Here is an 18,727-nt window from a genome sequence, read left to right as displayed (position 1 = left end):
GGGCCTTGCGGGCCGGGATAGCATGGCGGAATGTCAGCATCTAAGAGTTCCACCGCCGAGCCCACGCCTGAACCGTTCACTGTTGCCGGCGGGGTCGTCCTCGTGACCGGAGCCGCCATGGGCATGGGGCGGCTCTACGCCCTTCGCGCCGCCCGGGAGGGGGCCGGCGTCGTCATTCTCTGGGACGTCGACGCCGACGGACTGGCCAGCACCGCCGCCGAGGTCACGGCGCTTGGCGCGCGCGCCGTCGTCCGCCGGGTTGACCTGGCCAGCCGGGAGGCGATCGCGGAGGCCGCCGCGGAGACGCAGTCCGAAGGCCCGCTGACGCTGTTGGTCAACAACGCCGGGATCGTGCGAGGCGCCCTGTTCTGGGACCACGAACCGGCCCGCGACATCGCCCTGACCATGGACATCAATGCCCTCGCCCCGATGTATGTCACCCACGCCTTCCTCCCGGCCATGATGGCCGACGCCGGCCGGCCGCGCCGGATCCTGAACATCGCCTCCGCCGCGGGCACCGTGTCCAACCCGCGGATGAGCGTCTATGCCGCCTCCAAGTGGGCGGTCATCGGCTGGAGCGACTCGCTGCGGCTGGAGCTCGAACAGCAGGGCTACGGCCACCTCAAGGTGACCACGTTCTGCCCCAGCTACATCTCCACCGGCATGTTCGCCGGCGCCCGCGGCCCGCTCTTCACCCCGCTGATGACCCCGGACGACGCCGTCAACCGCGCCTGGCGCGCCACCGTGGCCGGCCAGCCACAGCTGATCGCCCCGGCGACGGCGCAGCTCGGCAAGGTGCTGCGCGGGGTGCTGCCGGTCCGGGCCTGGGACTTCGTCGGCGGGAAGATCTTCGGCATTTACACCACCATGGACAAGTTCACCGGCCGCACGGCCAGTGCCTCCAACGGCGCCGGCGACGGTGCCGGTGAAAACCCCAGCCAGGCGGGAACCCGGTGAGCGCGCAGCCGCTGGCCCCCTGGCAGCGTGCGGCGACCGGCGCCAACCTGCTCTCCCCCGGCGGGGACCTGGGCGTCACCATCTTCGAGGAAATGACCACGCTGGCGCTCAGGACCGGTGCCATCAACCTCGGCCAGGGTTTCCCGGATGAGGACGGCCCGGCGGAGATCAAGGACGCGGCCCAGGCCGCGATCGCCGCGGGGGCCAACCAGTACGCCCCCGGCAAGGGCATCCTTGAGCTGCGCGAGGCCATCTCCCTGCACCAGGAACGGTTCTACGGGCTCACCCCGGATCCGCAGACGGAAATCATCGTCACCACCGGCGCCACGGAAGCCATCGCCGCAGCCCTCCTTGCCCTGGTCGGGCCCGGCGACGAGGTCATCACCTTTGAACCGTTCTATGACTCCTACGGCGCCATCATCGGGCTCTCCGGCGCCACCCACGTCACCGCCCCGCTGCTGGCTCCCGATTTCATGCCCGACCTCGACGCCCTGGCCGCGGCCTTCAGCGACCGCACCAAGGTGGTGCTGGTCAACAACCCGCACAACCCCACCGGCGCGGTCTTCCCGCGCGACGTGCTGGAACGGGTCGTCGAGCTCGCCATCAAGCACGACGCCGTCATCATCACCGACGAGGTCTACGAGCACCTCACCTTCGACGTCGCGCACCTGCCGATCGCCACGCTGCCCGGCGCGGCCGACCGCACCCTGACCATTTCGTCCGCCGGAAAGACGTTCTCCTTCACCGGCTGGAAGATCGGCTGGCTCAGCGGCCCGGAACACCTTGTTGCCGCGGCCCGGACGGTCAAGCAGTTCCTGAGCTACAGTTCCGGCACCCCGTTCCAGAGCGCCATTGCGGTCGGCCTGGGCCTGCCGGATGAGTTCTACGCCGGCATCGCCGACACCCTGCGGCTCAAGCGGGACATCCTCAGCGAAGGCCTGCGTGCGGCGGGGCTGGAGGTCTTCACCCCGCAGGGCACCTATTTCGTGAACGTGGACACCGCCCCGCTGGGGATTTCCGATTCGGTGGACCTCGCCCGCCGGCTGCCGGAACTGGTGGGCGTTGCCGCCATCCCGGTCCCGGTCTTCTGCCACGCCGAGGGAGCCGAGCGGACCCGGAGCCTGCTCCGCTTCGCGTTCTGCAAGAAGACCTATGTGCTGGAGGAAGCGGCCGAGCGGCTCTCCACGCTCCGGGACAGGCTGTGAGCACAGAGGGCACCCCTGCGGCCACGCGGTTCCTGCGGACCACCGGCCAGCACGCTGTGATCGAGGCCGACGAATTCACCGAGGGCGGGTTCGTGCTGAGCATCGGCGGGGCCGAACAGTCCCACGTCAACCTGGCCGACCCCGGCGACATTTTCTACGAGTACCTGCGCCGGATCGGCCACGTGGTGGACCTCGCGGCGCCGTGGGGCGAACCCATCACCGCCCTCCATCTGGGCGCCGGGGCGCTGACGCTGGCGCGCTATGTCCAGGCGACCCGTCCAGGTTCCGTGCAGTACGCCGTGGAGCTGGAGCGGGAATTGCTGGACTTCGTGCTGCAGCAGCTGCCAATGCCCGACGGGACCGAACTGCACACCGTCATCGGCGACGCCCGCGAATCCCTGGCGACGCTGCCCGCGGAACTGCGCTTCGACGTCGTGATCCTGGACATCTTCTCCGGTCCGGAGGCACCCGAACACATCGCCTGCACCGGGTTCTACCGGGAAGCCGCCGCCAGGCTGAGCCCGCGGGGCGTACTGATCGTCAATGTCGGCGACGAGCCGGGTCTGACACTGGTCCGCAGCCAAGTCGCGGCGCTGCGCCGGGCGATGGCCGATGTGTCCGCGTTCGCAGAGACCGGCATGTTCGCCGGCCGGCACCCTGGGAATATCATCCTGACCGGCACCCAGGGACCGTGGCCCGAGGTCTGGACCGCGGCGCTGACGGCCCGCGGCCCGCACCCGGCCAAGGTGCTCTCCGGCGTCGAGCTGGACGTCCTCTCGGACTAGCCCACGGCCCGGGGCAGCGGTACGGAACTCAGCTGAACGCGATCTTCCGCAGCAGGACCCGAAGTTGATCCCGTTCCGGACCGTCGAGCGATGCCAGGGACGCATCTTCAGCCACCCGGACGGCCGCCGCCGCACGTTGATGCAGCTCCGCGCCGGCTGCCGTCGCGCGGATGACCTTGGACCGCCGGTCGCGTGGGTCGGGCGCGCGGAAGACGAGCCCGCGCTGTTCCAGGGCGTCAACCAGGGAGACAATCTGGCTCGGGTCCAAGCGCAGGAAATCGGCGAGCTCGCGCTGCGACGGCTCGGTGTCGCTGCAGGCCATCGCCAGGACCGAGTAGGACCGCACCTTCAGATCCAGCGAGGCGAGCATGGCATTTGCGTGCGCGCTGCCCAGGGCTCGCGCCCGCGCTGCCAGGAATTCAATTTCGTCCACCAGATCGCTGGCGAGAAAGCGGTCGGGGACGGCCGGAATCGCGGCGCCTTCAAACAAATCCTCGCCGTGCTGGGTTGATTCGGCCACAGATCCTCGCAGCTTCTGGTTGGCGCCTCGGAACGGTTGACAGCGTCAACGATACCGCCGCTGGCCCGCACCCTGGAAAATAGTTGAGAAAATTATCATTGACTTTGTCAATTATATGGGTTGTCATTTATGTAGCTTCGGGGCCGGCCGCCGGGTGGTCTGCCCGGCAAGTGTCCCGACCGCCTAATAACTCACCCCAAGGAAGTGGACTGTTATGAAGAGACTCACATTTGCCGCCGTCGGAGTTGCCGCGGCGTTGCTGCTCACCGGTTGCGGCGCCGGGTCGCCGTCCGGGTCGGCCTCGAACTCCTCGGCCGCCGGTGGTGATGGTGTCCGCAACATCAGTGTGGGTGTGATCTCGATTGCGCCGTCTGCCGCTGTGCAGCTGGGCATCGACGAGGGGATCTTTGCCAAGCACAAGCTCAAGGTCGAGTTGCAGAGCGGGCAGGGCGGGGCGGCAATGCTCCCCGCCGTCTCCACCGGAACCATGAACTTCTCCGTGGGAAACCCGCTGTCCGTGCTCCTGGCCAAGAACAAGGGCCTGGACATGAAGATCGTCTCCGGGTACTCAAACTCGCTCCCCACCGGGGATGACATCAACGGCGTCGTCGCCAAGGCGGGCTCGGGCATCACCTCGGCCAAGGACCTGGTCGGCAAGAAGGTCGCAGTCAACACCCTCAATGCGCAGGGAGACCTGACCATCAAGGAGGTCGTGTCCAAGCAGGGCGGCGACCCGAACGCGGTCCAGTTCCTCGAACTGCCCTTCCAGGACATGGGTGCCCAGCTCGCCAAGGGGAACGCCGACGCCGTCTGGGTTCCTGAACCGTTCCTCTCCAAGCTGCTGGCGGAAGGCAACAAGCTGGTGACGTACAACAACCAGGCGGCGCTGCCGGGTCTTCCCACCATGGTCACCTTCACCAGCGGCGGCTATGCCCAGCAGAATCCGCAGGTGGTTGCCGACTTCAAGGCGGCCATGACGGAGACCCTGGCCCTGGCGCAGAGCAACCCGGACAAGGTCCGGGCACTGCTGCCTGCGTTCATGAAGATGCCGGAGGCCGTGGCCAAGAAGCTGCGGCTGGAGGAATTCAACGGCAAGCTCGATGAACCCACTCTGGGCAAACTGGGCGAGCTGATGGCCAAGTACGGAATTGTGCCCTCGACGCCGGATGTCTCGGGCACGATCCTGAAATAGCGGCACTCGCCACACCGGACGAGGACGACGGCGGAAGGTTCCGCCGTCGTCCTCAGACAGTCTGCGGGACTACTCCGCCGCTTCCGCTGCCCCCGCCTCCGCGGGCTCCACGCCGGGCTCGGCGAACCAGAGCCGGGTTTCGCCGTACTTCTTCTCCGCGAACCGCTCCAGGCCGTCCGGCCAGGTCGGTTCCGGGGTGCGGGCGGAGCGTTCCACCACGACGACGGCGCCCTCGGCCAGGTGCGGTAGCAGCTTGGCCAGGACGGCGGCCAGGGCGACCTCGTCCAGCGGGTAGGGCGGGTCCAGGAACACCAGGTCCCAGCGGGTCCCCTCGGCGGCCCGGTCCAGGAACGATTCCACTTTGGAGCGGTGCACGGCAACGACCTTGCGCCGCGCCACGGTGTTGACCAGGTCCGCGTTGCGCTGGCAGACCTCGCTGGCCTTGCCGTCGAATTCCACCAGGTCCACGGTCAGGGCGCCGCGGCTGGCGCTTTCCACGCCGAGTGAACCGGAACCCGCGTAGAGGTCCAGCACCCGCGCGTCCGCGATGACCTCGAAGGCGTCCAGCCGGGAGAAGAGGGCCTCCTTCACCCGGTCCGTGGTGGGGCGGGTCAGGGATCCGGGGACGCTCACCAGCGGCGTGCCGCCGGCGGCTCCGGCGATGATCCGGCTCATGGTTTAGCTGCGCCCGACGGTTTAGCCGTGCCTGGTGTTCTAGCCGCGTTCAAGGAACGCCTCCTTTTCAGGGTTGAGGTAGTCGTCGATGGCCGCGGCGAGGCCGGCGTGGCGGGCCAGGTCCGGGTCAGCGCCCACGATCGCCTGGGCGTCCTGCCGGGCCCGGGCGATCACGTCCTCGTGTTCCAGCACCCGCAGCAGCTTCAACGTCGAGCGGCCGCCGGACTGGGAGGCGCCGAGGATGTCGCCTTCGCGGCGGAGCTTCAGGTCCTCCTGCGAGAGTTCGAAGCCGTCGGTGGTCGCCGCCACGGCATCCAGCCGGCGCCGGCTGGGATGTCCCGGTTCCAGGGTGGTGACCAGCAGGCAGGTGCCCGGCAGCCCGCCGCGGCCCACCCGGCCGCGCAGTTGGTGCAGCTGCGAAATGCCGAACCGGTCGGCATCCAGGATCACCATGAGCGTGGCGTTGTGCACGTCCACGCCGACTTCGATCACCGTGGTGGAGACCAACAGCTTGGTCTGGTTGGCCGTGAACGAGGCCATGGTCTCCGACTTCAGCACGGGGTCCTGCCGGCCGTGCAGGGGCGCCACGGGCACGCCGGCCAGTGACTGTTCGTCCCGCAGCTGTTCGATGACGCCGGTCACCGAGGCGAGCTCCCGGGCGCCGGTCTCCGCCAGGTCGGCGTCGGTGGGTTCGGCCTCGCCCGGGGTGAAGTCGCCGTCGTCGTCGGTGCCGATCTTGGGGCAGACGACGTAGACCTGGTGGCCGGCGTCGATCTCTTCGCGCGCGCGGGACCAGATCCGGGTGGCCCAGGCCGGGTGCTCGGCAAGGCCCACCACGTGGGTGGAGATCGGGGCGCGGCCTGCCGGCAGTTCGTCCAGCACCGAGGTCTCCAGGTCGCCGAACACCGTCATCGCCACGGTGCGCGGGATGGGGGTGGCGGTCATGACCAGCAGGTGGGGCGGCTTGCTGGCCTTGGACCGGAGCGCGTCGCGCTGTTCGACGCCGAAGCGGTGCTGTTCGTCCACCACGATCAGTCCGAGGTCGTAGAAGGAGACGTTTTCACTGAGCAGGGCGTGGGTGCCGATCACGATCCCGGCGGTCCCGGAGGCGGCGTCCAGCATGGCCTGTTTCCGTGCTGCGGTGGGCATGGAGCCGGTCAACAGGGTGACCTGGACGGAATCCGGACCCAGGCCGCCCAGCAGCCCGTCCCGGGAGAGCGGTCCGAGCGTGCGCCGGATGGAGTCGAAGTGCTGCGCCGCGAGCACCTCGGTGGGGGCCAGCAGCGCGGCCTGTCCCCCGGCGTCGACCACCTGCAGCATGGCGCGCAGGGCCACGATCGTCTTGCCCGAGCCCACCTCGCCCTGCAGCAGTCGGTTCATCGGCGAGTCCAGTGCCAGTTCCTCGGAGAGGGTCTTGCCGACGGCGGCCTGGCCAGCGGTCAGGGTGAAGGGCAGTTGCCGGTCGAACGCCGCCAGCAGGCCGTCGGCGGCGGGACGGCGCGCCGTTGCCTCCTCCGCTGCGAGCTGGGCGCGGCGCCGGGCCAGGGCGGACTGCAGCACCAAGGCTTCCTGGTAGCGGAAACGGTCCCGGGCACGCTGCCAGTCCGCGGGGGTCTGCGGGGCATGGATCAGCCGGTAGGCGTCCGCGACGGGCAGGAACTTCTCCCGGGACGCGATCTCGTCGGGAAGCGGGTCCTCGAGGCTGTCCAGCTCGAGCGTGTCCAGCAGTGTGGAGATGACCTTCTGGATGGACCAGCTGGTCAGCTTGGCGGTGGCCGGGTACACGGGGATGGGCATCGCGGCGAGCTTTTCCGGGTCCATCCCGGGCGTGTCCGGATCCTCGTCGAGGAGCAGGAAGTCGGGGTTGGTGAGGCCGAGCGATCCGCCGTAGCGGGTGACCTTGCCGGAGAACATGGCGCGCCGGCCCGGCTGGAGCTCGGCCTTGGCCCGGAAGCCGTTGAAGAAGCTCACCTTGAGGGTGCCGGGAAGGCCGGTAGCCGGGGAACCGGCGTCGTCGGTAATCACGACGTCGGTCAGCGAACCCCGGCGGGCGCGCATGGGCCGGGTGCTGTTGGAGATGACCCGCGCAATCAGGGTCACCTCCTCGTCCAGCGGGACCTCGCTGATCGGGGTCAGCTCGCCGCGGCTCAGGTAGCGGCGCGGGAAGTAGTTCAGCAGGCCGCCGACGGTGGTGATGCCGAGGTGTTTTTCGATGACGGCCGCGGACCGTTTACCGATCCGGCGTTCCAGGCCCAGTTCAAGTTCAGCGTTCATGTCCGTCGAGGTCCGTGGTGCGGGGGCCGGCGTCGGGAACTGCTTCCAAGGGAAGGTCATCCGGGTTACGCGGCAGGGCCAGCTCACTGACGTTGATGTCCGAGGGTTCGCCGAGCGAGCGGATCAGGGCGACGGCGGGCGCGGGGTCGGGCACGTGGACGTGGACCCGCCACCGGTAGGCGCCTTCTTCGTTGGCTTCGCCGCCCACCTGGCTCATGATCACGGACTCGCCCATCTCGTCGAGCCGCTGCCGCATGGTGGCCGCGTCAAGCGGCGAGAGCGTGATGGTGCACATAACTTCCACGCCGTCGTCCCGCGGCATGTCCACGTGGATGTGCGGGGCCTGGACGTCATAGCCGTGCAGCCCGTCGAGCAGCTGGTCCTGCAGCTCCTCGCCGAGCACGGCGGAGCGAAGGCAGTCCAGGATCAGGAGCATCCCGACACCGCCGGCGTCCACCACGTGGGCGGTATGCAGGGCCTCGAGCTGGTCCTCCGTGTGCACCACGGCGGCCAGGGCGGCCTCGACGGCGGCGTCGAGCGCCAGGCCCAGGGTGTGGTTGCTGTCGTCTCCGTCGTGCTCGGCGTCGACGGCGGCAGCAGCGCGGGCTGCCGCTTCCATGACGGAGAGCATGGTGCCGGGCACCGGGTCGCTCAGCGCGGACCAGGCCCGGATCTGGGCCCGGTTCAGGGCGGTGGCGAGCAGGGGTGAACTGAGCCGGGGGTGCCCGGCCAGCGGTTCCGCGGCGGCGCACAGGAAGACGGCGAAGAGCGTGCCGGAGTTGCCGCGCGCCTGCTCCATGGCGGCCTGGCCGGCTTTGGCCAGGACGGCCCCGACGTCGTTCTGGGCCGGGTTGGGCGGGCCCACCACGTGCAGCGCCGCGTCGGCGTCCAGCTGCGGCAGGGCGGCGGTGTCGGTGGCGACATCCTGTAGCGCCCGGGCGGCGGCGCGGACCGTGAGGTAGAGGTTGGTGCCGGTGTCGCCGTCGGCTACCGGAAAGATGTTGATGGCGTTCAGGCGGTCGCTGTGGTTTCCAAGCGTTGTTTCCGCCTTGCCCAACCACCGCTTCATCGCTTGCGCGTTGGCGGCAATCTTAGTCTGCAAAGTGATCCCATCCCACAGTGTCAGCGGGCCTGCCCGCTATGGTGACGCCTGTGCTGTCCGTTGGTGCAGAGGCCTCTACCGAGCCTATCGCAGTGAAACCGTGAGGCAGCTGAACGCCGGCCGGGAAGGCTGCGAGCAGGCCGTGGTCCTCGCCGCCGGCAAGGACCCAGTCCATCGGCTCCGCGCCCAGCAGGGAGGCGGCCGGCTGCAGCGGCACGCCGAGCTCCTTGAGGGCCACTGGGTCCAGGTCCAGCACGGTGTGGCTGGCCGCGGCCATCCGCGCGCCGTCCCGGACCAGGCCGTCGGAAATATCCATCAGGGCGGTGGCGCCGGCCTCCCGGGCCAGCGGCCCTGCCGCGAGCGGCGGGCGGGGGCGGCACTGGGTGTCCATCAGGGTGCGCTGTTCCGAGTTCAGGCCGTCCACGGGGGTACCGGATTCCAGCAACGCCAGGCCGGCCGCAGCGTATCCGGCGGTGCCTGCGAGCGCCAGGGTGTCCCCTGGACGGGCGCCGGAGCGCAGTACCGGGGCCTGGCCGTCCAGCGTGCCGAGGATGGCTACGCTGACGGCGAGTTCGCGTCCGCGGCCGAGGTCCCCGCCGGCCACGGCGCAGTCCGGGGCGCCCAGCTCGCGAATCCCGGAGCTCATCCCGTCCGCGAAGTCCTCCACCCAGGACACAAGGGTGTCCGGGGGCATGGTCAGGCTGACCACCATCGAGGTGGCCCGGGCGCCCATGGCGTTGATGTCACTGAGGTTCTGGGCCGCGGCCTTCCAGCCGACGTCATAGCCGGTGGTCCGGTAGCCGTTGTTCCATTCCAACCGGAAATCCTGGTCCACCACCTGCGTGTCGATGCTCACCACCGTGCGGCCGTCCGGCGCCGCCACGATCGCGGCGTCGTCGCCCGGCCCCAGCAGGAGGGCACTGCTGTCCCCGCCGTGGAGCCGCGGAAAGATCCGGGCAAGGAGTTCGGACTCGGAGAGTTCACCCACGGTCAGGGACTCCGGATTTTGGGGCACGGGCTGCAGCGTTTCAGGCACAGCCCTACGCTACCGCGCAGGGGTGACAACGGCGGCGGGACGGCTGGAACCTGCGGGCCACGCGGCGGTTGCGTGCATGTTTCGTGGTTGGAAAGCCCCATGCCAAACTCATAGGCATGCCTCGCCCGATGCCCACGTTGCCGCCCGCCCTGGTGCAGGCCCTTGGCTTTGCTATTGGGGCGGTCATTCTGTGGCTGATCATCTCGGTCCAGCTCTTCGTCAATGTTGATCCGCTCAGTGTCCACCGCACGGACGCCGTCATCGTCCTCGGCGGAGCCAGTGCAGAGCGGCTGCCGGCGGCACAGAAGTTCCAGCGGCAACTGGGCATCCCCGTGCTGGTGCTTTCCCACACGGACACCCCCGGCAACAAAGCGGCCGACGAGCTGTGCAACACGGCACTATTTCCCAACCCGGACCTCATCTGTTTCCGGCCCGGCGACTACGACACCCGGGGCGAGGCTGAGGCCATCGGCAAGCTCGTGTCCCTCAACGGCTGGAAGTCCATCACGGTGGTGACGTCCAGCTACCACCTCGCCAGGGCGGGCCGCCTGATGGAGCAGTGCACGACGGCGGACGTGCAGATGGTTGCCTCGCATCCGGACTTCTCGCCCGGACAGTGGTTGCGGCGCTTTGTTATCGAAACCGGCGGACTGCTGGATGTGTCGCTCCGGCCGGAATGCCCGCCGGACGCGCGGTGATGTAAGAATTGGGGATGCCCTATGGACGCCGTCCGTCGGAGCCTGACAGACGGAGCGAGGAAAATTGACGTTGGAGCGTGACGCCGAGCAGACTCCGCTTCTGGTTGCCGCGCCCAGGCACCTCCGCCGCCGGCGCTTTCGCGAGGACGTACCCGACCCGCTGCTTGTTCCGGATGCGGTGCCGTTCGAGCGGGTCACCAGGCCTGCCGCACTCGACAAGCCCGGCGCTCGCCCGAGTGCTGCGCGCAAGACCGACTACCAGCGCAAAAGGCTCGTCGCACTGGTCGCCGTCATAGCTGTCTGCATGGCCGTGCCCGCCCTGGTTGCTGCCCTGCTGCTCGCCGGCTAACACGTCGATAGTCGGAAGCTGCGGCTCCGCCCCCAGGCGTCGATTCAACGAATAGCGCGCATTCACGTAGCATCATTGCCGACGTCAACACGTAACTTTGGGGGAATTTTCCATGCTCAAGATCATGCCGATCTTCGGAACCAGGCCCGAAGCCATTAAAATGGCCCCCATCGTAGCTGAGCTGCAAGAATCCCCGCTCTTTGACTGCATTGTCACCGTCACCGGTCAGCACCGCGAGATGCTGGACCAGGTCAACGAGCTTTTCGGCATTGTGCCGGACCATGACCTGGATATCCTGCAGCAGCGCCAATCCCTGTCCGCCATCATGACGCGCACCATCGACGGCCTGGACAGACTGTTCACGGCGGACAAGCCGGACGCCGTGATCGTGCAGGGCGACACCACGACGTCGACGGCCGGCGCGATCGCCGCTTTCTACCACGGCATCCCCGTCGTCCACGTCGAAGCCGGGCTCCGCAGCGGCGACCTCTTCTCCCCGTTCCCGGAAGAGGCCAACCGGAAGATCACCAGCCAGATCGCCAGCCTGCACCTCGCACCCACCAACTTCAGCAGGGCCAATCTCCTCGCCGAGGGCATAAAACCTGAGGACATTGTTGTCACCGGCAACACGGTCATTGACGCCCTGTTGACCACGGTCGGAAAGAAGATTCTCTTCACCGACCCGCAGTTGGAAAATCTCGCAGCGAGTGGACGAAAGGTCCTCCTGGTCACGACGCATCGACGGGAGAACCAAGGGGACGCCATGCGCGGCGTGGGCCGGGCGTTGGCGCGAATCGCCGACGCCGAACCAGACCTCGTGATAGTCCTGCCGGTACACAAAAATCCGGTGGTGCGTGAGGCCATACTTCCGGCCCTTGAGGGGAAGCCGAACGTGGTTGTTACCGAACCTTTGGCCTATGGCGAGTTCACTCGGCTGCTTTCCCACGCGCACGTCGTCCTAACCGACTCAGGTGGCGTCCAGGAGGAGGCCCCCAGCCTAGGCAAGCCGGTGCTGGTGATGCGGGACAACACTGAACGTCCCGAGGCCGTCGACGCCGGGACTGTGGCCCTCATCGGTACGGACGAGGAACGGATATTCAAAGAGGTCGACCGTCTGCTGCATGACCAGGACCACTATGCGTCTATGGCGAACGCGGTCAACCCGTACGGCGACGGCATGGCGGCGGAGCGGACCGTGGCCGCGCTGGCGGCTATGCTGCACCTAGGAACGCGCCTCGACGAATTCGGCCGTTAAGGTCGGACCCATTGTCAGCTTGGCCATTGTCCGCTCGGGGCCAAGCGATCCGGCATACAAGAGTCGCGCCAGTGGGCCATGCTCCTCCGGAAACTCTCTAGCCGGCAGTGAATCGTAGGTCGACGCGCCTAGTGATTCCGGACCTGTTCTCAATGTATAGGCGACCATCCGAATGGGCCGACATCGTTACATTTCCGTCCATCCCGGACTTACCTGTGAGTGCCTTGTTTGTGGTGAGTGTCATCTTAGCTGCAGCTAGCGAGGCGACAGAAACCAATACCGGGTCCCCTGCAGCCCGAAACCAGAAGAGGCCACGCGGAGAATATGGCATCGCGCTCCGCATACATATCTGCACCAAACCCTGCTTATCATCGCCGGGGGGACTTATGACGGCGACACCATCGTCCTCAATTATCGTTATGAGTACATCGTTGATGGTGCATTGGACGCCGCTGTTTTCGACGACTTCCCCCTGCGTCCCGTTTGTAGCCCCGCAAGTTTCCAGGGTGTGACCGACACCCGAGCCAATGGAATATGGAATGCGGTACATGTTCGCGTGAGTACTAGTGATTCGGTTTGGCCCCACGATGTTGCCACTGCCCGCTGTGATCGCGACAACCGCGTGCGTGGCATTTGCGGCACTGCCGCAGTCTATGAGCGTGTTCGTGTGCACAAACATTCCAGTAGCGGAGTCCAAGTGAATTGACCGCGTACCGCAACCGAGAACCATGTTGTCTGTGATGCTGCCGTCCACCCATCCACCCGCGTGGACGGCCATGCCCGACAGGTTGTAAAACTTGCAGTTCCGCACACGGATGTTGCGGTGAGCCGCATTCATGTGAGTCCCCACCCCGTCTTGGATGTTTGTGAATGTGCAGTCCTCAACAAGGATGTCCGCGCACAAGGTCCCGTCGTAGCTGCCGAAGTGAGGGAAACCGGCGGGGCCGGAATAATCTACGTTGATGGCTTCCCGGCCGAGAAATCCGCCCGGATCTAGGTGTGAGAAAGTGCAGTCCCGCACTGTAGCGTTCTTGACCGCATTGAGTTCCATAAAGTGGGACCGGTAGTTATTCAGAAACCGCATTCCCTCGATGAGGATATTCTCAGCGTGGCCGAGGGCCATGGCATTGGTATTTTTCTTCAGGCCCGCACGAGGCTGGTTATCTATGGTGCCGCCGCTGAAATGTATGTTTCCGTCGCCAGCATACCCTTTTGCGTAAGTGGTGTTTCCGAGTTCGCCATTGGTAAACACCAACTCCGATGTTTCGTTGGCGTTTAGAATCACGGCATCCGGGTGCATCACGACGTGCGTATTGGAGTAAACGCGGATACAAGACTTGACAAGGTACGTTCCCGCGGGGATATAGATCCGCCGATGGCCACCTGCGAATGCTACCTTCATGGCCGGCGCATCATCCGTCGTGCCGTCTCCCTTAGCGCCGTGATCGCGTACGTTGACGTCCACAATCGGGCCGACATTCGTGACCAGGCTCGCCCCGCCGAGTCCCAGTCCCATTCCCCCGATAATGAGAGCTTGCCTCCGCGTCGCCGACATGACTAGACCCTCCATCCGGGCGCTTCGTGCCCTAGAGCGAGTCTGCGCCCAGGACCTTGGAAAAACCTGCGACCGCCTGACTACTGCTCTATCGGCTACCTGCGGCATCAGACCCGTAGAATCGCGCGTGCTTCAACAGCGATTCCTCACCGGTCGGGCACAATCAGATCCCTGAACCGTGACCTCAAGAACCCAGCATCCGTCGTGGTTCAACAAAAAGAATTTAAGCCGGTTCCTAGTACGGTCCAGCTGCAGCTAAACTTGGTCGGGGCTCTTGTACGGAGTTTCCTCAACTCCGGGACGGAAGATAATGACAGTTCAGACGGTAATTCTCGCTGCTGGGATGGGCACTCGCCTTGCTAGGCCCCACCCGAAGTCGCTGACCAGATTGAAAAGTGGCCGCACGATCTTGCACCAGCAGGTCGACAATTTGCAAAATGCATTCGGTAAGAAATTGCGACTCACAGTTGTGGTCGGCTACAAGCTGGAGCAGATCCTAGAGCACATTCCCAACGCCTCTTTCGTGTATAACGAAAACTATGACCAAACGAACACATCCAAGAGTCTCCTGAAAGCCCTCCGAAACTCGGCAAAGGGTGGCGTGCTTTGGATGAACGGCGATGTCGTCTTCGACCCGCTATTACTTGAACGACTTCGGTGCCAGGTTGAGCAGGACGTGTCGTTTGTCGCTGTTGACGTTGCTCATGTGTCCGAGGAGGAAGTAAAATACAGTCTCGACGAAAAGGGGTACATAGCCCAGCTCTCCAAATCCGTAGCCCGAGAAATGGCGCGGGGTGAGGCAATAGGAATCAACTATGTGTCGTCGAAGGACAAAAAGAAACTCATCAAGCGTCTTCGTGAAGTCGACGAACAAGACTATTTTGAAAGCGCCATAGAGCTCACCATCGATAACGACAAACTGAAGTGGTCAGCCATTGACATCAGCGATTTCTACGCAGTTGAAGTCGACTCGCCGGAAGATCTACTACGTGCCAACGAAAGCATCGCCACCTCACGCCATGACAGCACGGAAGATGCAAGTCTAGGACGATTCTGACCTGAAGCGTATGTTCAGCCAGTCGCCAGTAGGAGAATCTTCCGGACGCTTCCCGGGCCCTCTCCGATCTCCGCAATCTCAACACGGTGACCCAGTTCGAACGAAAAGATTGAGTTGCGAACTGCGAGCGTCACGAACAATGCGTATGCGCCTGGCGGTACAACCGCCAGGTCTATGCCTGCGTATTTCTTAGTCGCGAAGTATGCCTTGGAGTAGTCTCCGAAAGCCGAGTCGATCCCTTGATTTAACGATTCCCGGTTACCCTGACCCATTTCGAACGTATAGGTGCCAGACCCCGAAAACAGTGTCAGATTGAAGGTTCCCTCCCGGTATTCTCCCATTTCAAGTCCTGGTACGAGCAAAGAGCCTTCGAGAAAAATGAGTGATGCATCTACGCGAACGAACCGAACTTCAAATTTCCCACTATCGTGGACCTCGCCCACTGCAGGCCTCTTCGTGAGGTGAGCAATGCCATCGCGAGCGGAAATATGGTAGTAGAACGGGCCACTAAAGTGTCCGACTGAGTGATTGCTCGATATTTTCACCGGAGTCGTGGTAGCCAACCCTCCCGTCTTAACATGCAGTTCGAGCTTGTACACTCCACAGCTGAGACTTTCGAGATCCAGCCCCTGGCCATGCGGAGTTCCATAGCCGGCTCCCGTATAGTCGCAAAAGTAGCGCTGGAAGTACTTATTGCTTTTACCATCGTCCAGGAGACTACCCAAGGGGTAAGAAACCGATGTCGAGCCTGACGACAGATTCAGACTTATGTCCTTGTCCGTATAACCCCGCTGCGGCGATCCCAACACCAAAGCGTCGCCCGTGATGAATAGCTTTGACCCCGAGACACGGAGCTCGTGAGCCGTGACGACCCACTGTAGTTTGGATTTCAGCTCGTTCTGGTATTGCTCGGCAGCAGCGGGCGTCCCGAGTGACCGGGTGCCGTTAACCGTCGACAGGAACCTTGGTGCGAGTCCCTCACCCAGCCCGTAAACGAGCGACAGAATTGTAGGCGTATTATAGGCACCAAGGGTTTTGTGCTCTCTGACGAGGTCGGAGTCAGTCATTATGAGATTGAAGTTTGAGAATCGGCGCCATGATTCGAGGTAAGGCTCAATCTCGGAGTCGTGAAACTGGTCCGACTCCGAGCTTAGTATGTATATATTTTTTTCATAGTCGTCCACGCTGAGGAGCGCGTTCGGCAAGACGCTGTCGAGCTGTTCTATTTCGGCGGGAGACCCGTCCAAGGTCATATGCTCATAGCAACGCGGGAATTCTGCCTTTGTAAACGAACCGATGTGCATTTGAGGGCCGGAAGCTATGATGTTTTTGAAGTCGTATGTCAAACCATAGTAAAGCGCTGCCGACCCGCCCTTAGAGTACCCCAAGAGGGTGCATTGATCTTTCGTTAACTCGAGCGAGAGCAACGTTTCCTCGATAAGAGCGATGACAGCTTTTTCAATATCAAACACCATGTTTTGGCAGAGATAGTAGGCATTATCGCCTTCGAAAACATCATTTATCCACAGGATATCCATACGGCAGCCGTTGACGACAGATCCGTCAAAATTATATTTTCCGATCGGGCAGAATCCGGAGAATACAACTAGTAGATGGCGGCGGTCTTGTTTTCCTGGGCGAGTCTTGTACGGCACTGAAACGCCGTTGAAAGCGAAAAGCTTTTCTCTGGTAATTCCACTCAATTGCTAAAAACCTTTCTGCAAGGCGGATCGGGCAGCAAACAACTCACCATACGTATGCTCCCGCTTTACAAGCTAGACTCCGCACCTAAGCCGGCGAATCCGCCGTGGCGCGCATTAGATCCACAGTGCCGACATTGGTCGGAAGACCCAAAGCTTTGATGCAGAAGCTTCGACGTACAGCTGCTCGAGCAGTCGCACTGTGGTTCCCGCCGAGAAGAGCCGCATAACCTGAGTGGGCGATGTCGTAGTAGCGTACTGCGTCTTCGTATCTGCCGCACTGCTCCAGATTTACCCCTGCGGAGTATGCCACTCTGCTCTGAAAATCAGCGCCACTACGCGATGGAACAACCGCCACCAGCGCAACCAACTCCATGTAGCAGTCCGCAGCCTCGTCGGGCCTCCTAAGATGCTCGAGACTGCGCGCCAACCAAAAAAGCACATTCTCCCGGGGTACTGTCCCCGTGTAGGAGGCAATCTTGGTCCGTAGGGACTGCAGGGTCGGCAGTGCACGCTCAAAACTGAAGTTGAGGCACCAGTTCAAGGCTTCCCGATAGCTCAGCTCGAACAATCCATTGTGGTCTAGCACCCGCGAATCGGCGTATCGGCTCGCTAGATCATTGTAGTGCTTGGCTGCGTCGTAATGATCGCCGGCTGCCTCCAAATTTCCAGCCATCCGACGTTCTATCCAGAGCAAAGTGCTAGCTTCGTCCGATGGGATATGTGCCAGCAAACTACGAAAAAGACCCCGAGCGGAATGGAATTCGTCGACGGCCTCAAAAGCATCCGCCATCTTCATCAAGTAAGTTTGCAGGCTGGCGTAGTGTGCAGGCGTAGTCTCCGCGATAGCCGAAAGGTAGGTCTTCAGTCCCTCATCATCGAGCGCTCGACCGCCTTGGTTGGCAAGAGCGCACAGCAGGTTAAGTCTGTCGCTGATCAGGCCTGAGGAGGTGGAGGGGTTCGTTTGCTCCAATGCTTCACGCGCTGCGGCGAAACTACCTGCGCCAAGTAGTCGGTCAGCGAGATTGGCTGCCTCCAGTGGACTCGGGGCTTGGGTCAGCGCCACGGCTCGCCCTGGATCGAAGTCACCGCCAATCATGAGGCTGGCCGCAAGGGAGTAGGCGGCCGCCTCACGCAGGAGATGCCGTTGTTCGTTGGTTGGGCTGAATCGGAGGAATGCCTCAATCAATCGGAACCTCTTGAGCGCCTGCCTTAGACCTCCACCCTCGAAAAGCAGTACCGCCGCCTTTAGCTTTGCCTCAATAATCGCACTTGAATGCGCGCCCAGGTATGGTTCGATCTCAACGATCAAGTTCTCCAGGCGCTTCCCCGCCTCTAGAGGATTGCTGGAGCAGTGCGATGTGCCTACGACAGTTCGCAGCAAGTCGGCCATGGTGTCGGGGAACGGCAGACGTTGACCGGCAGCCACCTTGACGAAGTCCCGAAAGATTCGGAGAGCCTGCTGTTCTCGTCCAAGACCTGCCGCAGAAACGATGAGGATTCTCTTAGCCCGCAACCAAGTAGCTCGCGGACCAGACGTCCCATCGCCGAGGTCCAGAATCAGATTCTCGGCAGTCCGATGATCCTTCAGAGCCAAGGCCAAATTGGCCAGCGACAAAGACCCAGCTAACTGGTTACTCCAGCTGGCGTTCTTTCCGATCTCTTCGAACGTGTCTAGGAACAATTTGGCTTCTGCTAGTCGCCCTTGAGCGACAAGGTAGTCGGTTACGGCTATCGAGCAAACGCCTGCAATGCAGGACTCAGGGAGAGCAGCTGAATCTGCTTCGGCGCGCAGGGAGCTCAAGGCTTCCTCTGAAGTGGCAAGGAGCCCCCGCGCTTGACTGGCGCGTAAGGATTCTGCAGCAAGAGCAACGCGTGCCACCGGCAGGGCCAGGGAACCTGACGCGGAAATGTCCACGTTAAAATCTGAAGAGGAAAGAAATTCCGACGGATCCCCCTGCAGGAGGCATAGAATACGACGGAAATACTCGGCATTTGCGCCGCCCTTTGATGAATTCTGGACCAAGCTCAGCAACGATGAGTATTCCGCCTCGTGCAACATGGCAGTCGCGAGATCAAACTCCAATCTTACGGCCGTCCGGCTGAGATCTGCGTTATCGGCACTAGCCGACAACGCACTTAGTTGTTGAAGCGAAGAATGGCCCGCGAGCATCATCAGTTCAGCAAGCATCAGCTCCGCTTCGGCCTTGAGTTCGGTGGCGCCGACTCTGTACCGATTCAGCGAGTCGACTAAGTTGCGGGAAGCCTCCAGTGCGAGTTCGAGTTGCCCTTCGCCAGCTAGATGACGGATAAATAGGATTTGCTGACCAACGGAGTCGTCCATGGCAGGGGGGTCGCTTAGTCCAT

Annotated in this window: 16 protein-coding genes; 8 read left to right on the top strand and 8 right to left on the bottom strand. The window is 63.5% G+C overall.

All coding sequences use genetic code 11. From position 1 onward, the window contains the following. Window positions 1–30: 30 nt before the first annotated feature. The 3 genes from AC1DH3_RS04310 to AC1DH3_RS04300 are packed head-to-tail and all read left to right on the top strand — an operon-like array spanning window position 31 to window position 2,947. Entirely contained in the window at window positions 31–957 is a 927-nt protein-coding gene (locus AC1DH3_RS04310; protein WP_476908668.1) for an SDR family NAD(P)-dependent oxidoreductase, read from the top strand. After that, window positions 954–2,162: an aminotransferase class I/II-fold pyridoxal phosphate-dependent enzyme gene (locus AC1DH3_RS04305; protein WP_476908667.1), complete on the top strand. Its 1,209-nt coding sequence runs from the start codon at window positions 954–956 to the stop codon at window positions 2,160–2,162. Before AC1DH3_RS04310 ends, AC1DH3_RS04305 begins: the two co-directional genes overlap by 4 nt. Further along, on the top strand, window positions 2,159–2,947 hold the full coding sequence (locus tag AC1DH3_RS04300) for a spermidine synthase (protein WP_476908666.1): 789 nt from the start codon (window positions 2,159–2,161) through the stop codon (window positions 2,945–2,947). Before AC1DH3_RS04305 ends, AC1DH3_RS04300 begins: the two co-directional genes overlap by 4 nt. 28 nt (window positions 2,948–2,975) lie before the next feature. Here the strand turns inward: AC1DH3_RS04300 and AC1DH3_RS04295 are convergent, their stop codons facing one another. Beyond that, complete coding sequence (locus AC1DH3_RS04295) at window positions 2,976–3,467, bottom strand: MarR family winged helix-turn-helix transcriptional regulator (RefSeq protein WP_476908665.1); 492 nt, start codon at window positions 3,465–3,467, stop codon at window positions 2,976–2,978. 214 nt (window positions 3,468–3,681) lie between these two features. Between AC1DH3_RS04295 and AC1DH3_RS04290 the strand changes: the two genes are divergently transcribed. Further along, window positions 3,682–4,659, top strand: a complete 978-nt coding sequence (locus AC1DH3_RS04290; RefSeq protein WP_441417491.1) for an ABC transporter substrate-binding protein — start codon at window positions 3,682–3,684, stop codon at window positions 4,657–4,659. 69 nt (window positions 4,660–4,728) lie between these two features. Here AC1DH3_RS04290 and rsmD read toward each other — a convergent pair whose 3' ends face one another. The 4 genes from rsmD to AC1DH3_RS04270 are packed head-to-tail and all read right to left on the bottom strand — an operon-like array spanning window position 4,729 to window position 9,725. Then, window positions 4,729–5,334: a 16S rRNA (guanine(966)-N(2))-methyltransferase RsmD gene (gene rsmD / locus AC1DH3_RS04285; RefSeq protein ID WP_476908664.1), complete on the bottom strand. Its 606-nt coding sequence runs from the start codon at window positions 5,332–5,334 to the stop codon at window positions 4,729–4,731. 39 nt (window positions 5,335–5,373) lie between these two features. Then, on the bottom strand, window positions 5,374–7,608 hold the full coding sequence (locus AC1DH3_RS04280; RefSeq protein ID WP_441417489.1) for an ATP-dependent DNA helicase RecG: 2,235 nt from the start codon (window positions 7,606–7,608) through the stop codon (window positions 5,374–5,376). Beyond that, window positions 7,598–8,677: a DAK2 domain-containing protein gene (locus AC1DH3_RS04275; RefSeq protein WP_441417865.1), complete on the bottom strand. Its 1,080-nt coding sequence runs from the start codon at window positions 8,675–8,677 to the stop codon at window positions 7,598–7,600. The genes AC1DH3_RS04280 and AC1DH3_RS04275 overlap by 11 nt, the downstream gene beginning before the upstream one ends. Window positions 8,678–8,699: 22 nt before the next feature. Beyond that, complete coding sequence (locus AC1DH3_RS04270; protein ID WP_441417864.1) at window positions 8,700–9,725, bottom strand: thiamine-phosphate kinase; 1,026 nt, start codon at window positions 9,723–9,725, stop codon at window positions 8,700–8,702. Between the two features lie 149 nt (window positions 9,726–9,874). Here AC1DH3_RS04270 and AC1DH3_RS04265 point away from each other — a divergent pair, with 149 nt between their 5' ends. From AC1DH3_RS04265 to wecB, 3 genes are all read left to right on the top strand, one after another. Continuing rightward, a complete protein-coding gene (locus tag AC1DH3_RS04265; RefSeq protein ID WP_476908663.1) occupies window positions 9,875–10,444 on the top strand; it encodes a YdcF family protein in 570 nt (189 codons plus the stop codon). 70 nt (window positions 10,445–10,514) lie between these two features. After that, window positions 10,515–10,793 (top strand): hypothetical protein, encoded by a 279-nt coding sequence (locus AC1DH3_RS04260; RefSeq protein ID WP_476908662.1) that lies wholly within the window; start codon window positions 10,515–10,517, stop codon window positions 10,791–10,793. Window positions 10,794–10,905: 112 nt separating this feature from the next. Then, window positions 10,906–12,048 carry a non-hydrolyzing UDP-N-acetylglucosamine 2-epimerase gene (wecB, locus tag AC1DH3_RS04255; protein WP_476908661.1) on the top strand — a complete coding sequence of 381 codons (1,143 nt, stop codon included), beginning with the start codon at window positions 10,906–10,908 and terminating at the stop codon, window positions 12,046–12,048. A 97-nt stretch (window positions 12,049–12,145) separates the two neighbouring features. On the opposite strand, the gene AC1DH3_RS04250 is transcribed toward wecB, so the two are convergent. Next, window positions 12,146–13,564, bottom strand: a complete 1,419-nt coding sequence (locus tag AC1DH3_RS04250; protein WP_476908660.1) for a glycosyl hydrolase family 28-related protein — start codon at window positions 13,562–13,564, stop codon at window positions 12,146–12,148. A 349-nt stretch (window positions 13,565–13,913) separates the two neighbouring features. Between AC1DH3_RS04250 and AC1DH3_RS04245 the strand changes: the two genes are divergently transcribed. After that, window positions 13,914–14,660 carry a phosphocholine cytidylyltransferase family protein gene (locus tag AC1DH3_RS04245; RefSeq protein WP_476908659.1) on the top strand — a complete coding sequence of 249 codons (747 nt, stop codon included), beginning with the start codon at window positions 13,914–13,916 and terminating at the stop codon, window positions 14,658–14,660. Window positions 14,661–14,674: 14 nt separating this feature from the next. On the opposite strand, the gene AC1DH3_RS04240 is transcribed toward AC1DH3_RS04245, so the two are convergent. Continuing rightward, the gene (locus tag AC1DH3_RS04240) at window positions 14,675–16,363 is read right to left on the bottom strand and encodes a hypothetical protein (protein ID WP_476908658.1); all 1,689 of its coding nucleotides are present in this window, start codon (window positions 16,361–16,363) and stop codon (window positions 14,675–14,677) included. Window positions 16,364–16,448: 85 nt separating this feature from the next. Continuing rightward, window positions 16,449–18,704: a hypothetical protein gene (locus tag AC1DH3_RS04235; RefSeq protein WP_476908657.1), complete on the bottom strand. Its 2,256-nt coding sequence runs from the start codon at window positions 18,702–18,704 to the stop codon at window positions 16,449–16,451. Between the last annotated feature and the right edge of the window lie 23 nt (window positions 18,705–18,727).

The sequence above is a fragment of the Arthrobacter sp. 05L428 genome (genome assembly GCF_056397665.1).
Note: the sequence above shows the minus strand (reverse complement) of the source record. Positions and strands in the feature narration are given on the sequence as shown.